Origin of the sequence: Corallococcus terminator, from assembly GCF_003611635.1 — a bacterium.
Classification (GTDB): domain Bacteria; phylum Myxococcota; class Myxococcia; order Myxococcales; family Myxococcaceae; genus Corallococcus; species Corallococcus terminator.
The window spans coordinates 1-4,612 of record NZ_RAVZ01000509.1 but is presented as its reverse complement, the minus strand read 5'-3'; the positions used below and the strand labels follow the sequence as shown (position 1 = coordinate 4,612).

Here is a 4,612-nt window from a genome sequence, read left to right as displayed (position 1 = left end):
GTGTCCGGGGCGGGGGCGGGCGGCTAGCCTGCTCCGCCTTCGTGCGCTTCCGGGCCTGCGTGCCCGGTCCCTGCCTGACCCAAGGTGCTGCTCCCGTGAAGACGTCACTCCTGGCCGTGCTGTCCTCCGCCGTGCTGTTCGCCGCCGCCCCCGCTGGAGCCCAGCCCGGGGCCCAGAACGACGCGCCCGTGAAATCCGCGAACGTGGACCTGGACGGCGATGGCAAGCCCGACGCGGTGTCGCTGACGCCGGGCGCCGACGGGAAGTTCACGTTGAAGGTCGGCGCGGCCACGGTGCAGGGCAACGCGGCCGGCAACGAGGTGAGCGGCTTCACCGTGGTGGACCTGGACACGGGCGACAAGTGGAAGGAGCTGCTCGTGCACTCCGTGGGCGACGTGGACGACGACCACCGCTTCTTCCTCTACGGCTACGACGGCAAGGGCGTGAAGCCGCTGGGTGACGTGCGGGCCCTCACGGAGGCGAAGGGCAACGGCATCGTCCTGGTCGATACGTGGATGGGCTTCTGGCACCGGCGGGAGAAGTACGCGCTGGACCGCAAGGCGTGGAAGCTCAACCTCGTGCCGCAGGAGCTGTACGCGGTGGGCGTGGAGGCCACGGTGAAGAAGTCCTTCCCGCTGGCGCAGTCCCGCACGGGCTCCGCGGTGGTGGCCAACACCGCGCAGGGCTCCAAGGTGCAGGTGCTGGCCGCGAGCGTTGCGCCGAAGGGCGACTGGGACGACGTCTGGTACCTGGTGCGCTCGTCCAGCGGGCTGCTCGGGTGGGTGCGCGGAAAGGCCCTCGTGGAGTTCACCGAGGGCCTGCCGCTGGCGGGCTGAAGCGTCACTCCACCAGGGAGAACTCCACGCGGCCCAACTGTTCGTCGGTGGAGACGACCTTGACCTTCACCGGCATGCCCACGGTGAAGGTCCGCTTGGAGCCCACCATGGAAAGCTCGCGCGCGTCCGGGCGGTAGGGGCCGCCAGCGAGGCCGTCCGCGGGCACCATGCCCTCCACCCACATGCCATCCAGTTGCGCGACGAGGCCGAAGGGCTTCACGCGCACGATGCGCGCCGGGAACTGCTGCCCGATGCGGGTGGCCATGAAGCGGGCCTCCAACTCGTGGTGGCGGTCCACCTCCGCGCGGTTGGCGGAGCGGGCGCGCAGGTTGATGTGCTGGGAGAGCAGCTCGACTTCGGGATCCTCGTGCACGAAGTCACGGCGGCCCTGGAGGTACGCCTTGATGAGCCGGTGCACGGCGAGGTCCGCGTACCGGCGGATGGGGGACGTGAAGTGCAGGTACAGGGGCGCGGCCAGACCGAAGTGGGGGCCGGGCTTCACGGTGTAGCGGGACGGGCCCAGCGAGCGGCGCAGCACGGAGCGCAGCGCGGCCTCCGCCTTCGCGCCGGAGATCTGCCGATCGAACGCGGCCAGGGCCAGGGGCGTGAGCTGCGCGCCGAAGCCCGCCGCGAACCCCGAGTGCAGCGCGAACGCGTTCACGTCCGCCACGCGCTGCGGGTCCGGCTGTTCATGGACGCGGAACACGGTGGGCACGCCGCGCGTCATCAGCCACATGGCGATGGCCTCGTTGGCGGCGACCATGAAGCGCTCAATCATCCCGTGCGCGGAGGTGTCCTTCTCCCCGGCGAGGCCGGACACGGCGCCGGTGGCGGTGTCGAAGGTGAAGCGCGCCTCGTCGCGGGACATCACCATGCCGCCCCGGGCCGCGCGGGACACGGCGAGGCGGGCCGCCGCCAGCCGGAACCAGGGCATGGCCTCGCGCACGGACTCCATGGCGGGGGACACGGTGCCGTCGTCGAGGAACTCCCCGACCTCGTCGTAGTTCAGCCGTGCCCAGGAGCGGATGAGGCTCTCATAGACGTCCGCGGAGGTGACGCGGCCGTCGGGGTCGATTCTCAGCTCCACGGTGAGACAGTGGCGCTCCTGGTCGGGCACGAGGCTGAGCCAGTGGGAGGACAGCTCCTCCGGGAGCATGGGGAGCACGCGGCCGGCCAGGTACACGCTGGTGGCGCGGGCGCGGGCCTCCAGGTCCAGGGCGCTGCCCTCCTTCACGGACTCGCCGACATCCGCGATGGACACGAGCAGGCGCACGGCGCCGTCGGGACCCGCGGGCAGCACGGAGATGGCGTCGTCGATGTCGCGGGTGGAGGGCGCGTCCACGGTGACGGTGGGGATGGCGCGAAGGTCGCGGCGGGTGCCCAGCGCATGGGGCACCTCGCGGGCGCGGAGGGCTTCGGCGACGACCTCCTGCGGGAAGTCGCGGTGCAGGCCGTGGCGGGCGATGACGCGTTCGAGGGAGCGGTCGGCGCCGGGCTCCAGTTTGTAGAGCAGCATGACCTTGCCGTCCGCGATGCGGGCGACGACGGCGTCATTGGCTTGGACGGGGGTGGTGCCCGGGTCCAGGGGCCACTCGGTGTTGGAGACCTCCTTGTCGATGCGCAGGAAGAAGGTGCCCCGGCGCGCCACGACCTCGCCATAGACGACGGTGCGGGAGCGCTCCACCAGCGACAGGCCGGACGCGGTCCACCGGCCTTCGCCGGAGGCCGTCACGGTGGCGGAGACGATGTCGCCCGCGAAGAGGGGGTTCAGGTCCGGTGGCGTGATGAAGGCGGACAGCACCTCGGGGGCACCGGGCTTCTGCACGGTGAGGAAGCCGAAGCCACGGGGATGCACGTCGACGCGGCCGGTGACGGTGCGCGGGGAGGCGGAGGTGTCCATGTCGCCGCCGTCGTAACCCACCTCCAGGGCGCACGGGGAGATCCCGGGATTCTTCTCCTCCGGGTTGCGGTTACAGCGTTTTCACGGTTCTTCCTCTGGCCAGCTCATATGGGGCGACTTGCGTTTGCGTCGGATGTGGCCATGATTCCTCCTGGCCCGGAACTGCCCGGCCGAGGAGGCACCCATGGCTTCACCAACCGCTGATGCCCTTCCGCCCCGTGCGTCAGAGCCTGTCGCCGCCAGCGATGTGTCGTTGGAGCAGGTGCGGAAGCTCGCGCAGCTCATTACCCGGGAGCTGGCTGAGAAGGGGGGCGGACATCCGCTCTTCTCGCTGTTGGGCCCCAACCACGAATCCGTGCCGTTGCCGACGGATGTGCTCACGCTGATGCAGCAGTTGCTCGCCATCCTCGCATCGGGCGACGCGGTCACCGTGGTTCCGGTCCACAAGGAGCTCACGACCCAGCAGGCCGCGAACCTGCTCAACGTGTCGCGGCAGTACCTGGTGCAGTTACTCGACGAGGGACGGATCCCCTTCCATCGCACGGGCACCCATCGGCGCGTCTACAGCAAGGACGTCCTCGAATACCGCGCGCATCAGAAGTCCGACCGCCGGGCCCAGCTCGACGCGATGATGCGGGAGAGCCAGGACGCCGGGGGCTACCCCGAACTCGAATGAAGAGAACGCGAGGGCCCTTCAGCTCGTGATTCACGCCCCGTTCCCGGTCGTCCTCGATGCGAACGTCCTGATTCCCCTCACCGTCTGCGACACCTTGCTGAGCGCGGCGCATGAACGGACTGGCCCGCAGCGTACCGGTCTTCGCGGGTGAGGTCCGCGCCCTGTTGCCCCCGTCCTTCACGGATCCATGAGTGGGGCCGGACGTCACTGGAAGCCGGGTGGCTTTCCACTGTCTGTCTTCAACCGCGTGCCCGGGTTCAGCTCAAAGACAAGCCCGAACTGCCAGAGGCTGATGCGCTCCAGGAAGAGGATGTTGTAGTAGTCCTGCCCTCGCACGTACCGCGCGAACACCCCGAAGCCCGAGCCCCACCAGGGATTCGCCGCCAGCTCCACGCTCAGCGTGCTCCGCTGACCCGGCGTCTCACCGAACGGATGCGACAGCGCCCCTTCCAACCGGAAGCGGTTCCCGTTCACCGTGCGCTCTCCCGTCAGCCCCACCCCCCAGTGCCCATCCCCATACACGGTGCGCTGCTGCGGACTCAGTCCCCCGGGCCCGATCGCTGTATTCAGTTCGTAGAAGGCATTGGCCCCCACGATCCACGCGCTCAACGTGTGCGGATCCACCCCGAACCCCAGCCGCCCGTGCACCTCGAAGCGCAGCAGGTTCGTGGAGAAGCTCCCCGACACCTCATTCAACGGAAGCTGCCCTTCCGCCGGCGTGCAGTCCGGGTCCTTCCCCGTCTGGTTCGCGAAGAAGCACCCGTCCTCACCGTTGGAGTGATGGCCCACGATGACGTTCAATCCCAGCGCCAGCATCCGGGGCGCACCGTCCCGGTCCGGGCCATGCAACAGCCGCAGGTGCGCCGCCTGGAGCGTGAACTTCGGCATGTACGACGGCGGCAGGATGGGGTTGCTGTCCGTGTTCAACATCCGCAGCAGGATCTTCGGCGTGAACACCAGGGAGAACAGCGTCTCCCGGCCGTCCTGTTTGAAGTCGCCGTAGCGCAACTGCGGCAGGAAGAGGTTGGGCGCGAACTGGCCCTCGACGAGCAACGGCGCGGGCGACTCCGGGTCTCCCAGCACCTTGATGCGGTTGGGCGACGCGAACAGGTACGTGCGGTCCAGGAAGAGCGGCGTCTGCAGGTCGAACTCCACCTGGAGCCCCTTCGCCCGGGCCTCCCCGGCCCACACCCCAAGCAA

At 69.3% G+C, this 4,612-nt stretch carries 4 protein-coding genes; 2 read left to right on the top strand and 2 right to left on the bottom strand.

Annotated features, from left to right (window positions below; genetic code table 11):
- Window positions 1-95 precede the first annotated feature (95 nt).
- Entirely contained in the window at window positions 96-836 is a 741-nt protein-coding gene (locus D7V88_RS39105) for a hypothetical protein (protein WP_120545617.1), read from the top strand.
- 4 nt (window positions 837-840) lie between these two features.
- On the opposite strand, the gene D7V88_RS39100 is transcribed toward D7V88_RS39105, so the two are convergent.
- The gene (locus D7V88_RS39100) at window positions 841-2,736 is read right to left on the bottom strand and encodes a ribonuclease R family protein (protein WP_120545616.1); all 1,896 of its coding nucleotides are present in this window, start codon (window positions 2,734-2,736) and stop codon (window positions 841-843) included.
- Window positions 2,737-2,920: 184 nt separating this feature from the next.
- Between D7V88_RS39100 and D7V88_RS44000 the strand changes: the two genes are divergently transcribed.
- On the top strand, window positions 2,921-3,412 hold the full coding sequence (locus tag D7V88_RS44000; RefSeq protein ID WP_120545615.1) for a helix-turn-helix domain-containing protein: 492 nt from the start codon (window positions 2,921-2,923) through the stop codon (window positions 3,410-3,412).
- A 204-nt stretch (window positions 3,413-3,616) separates the two neighbouring features.
- Here the strand turns inward: D7V88_RS44000 and D7V88_RS39090 are convergent.
- On the bottom strand, window positions 3,617-4,612 hold a 996-nt coding region (locus tag D7V88_RS39090; RefSeq protein ID WP_341870756.1), incomplete at its 5' end, for a hypothetical protein.

Coding starts and splice junctions, on each gene's coding strand:
- D7V88_RS39100 (WP_120545616.1), bottom strand. CDS start 2,736: ATGGACACCTCCGCCTCCCCGCGCACCGTCACCGGCCGCGTCGACGTG.
- D7V88_RS44000 (WP_120545615.1), top strand. CDS start 2,921: ATGGCTTCACCAACCGCTGATGCCCTTCCGCCCCGTGCGTCAGAGCCT.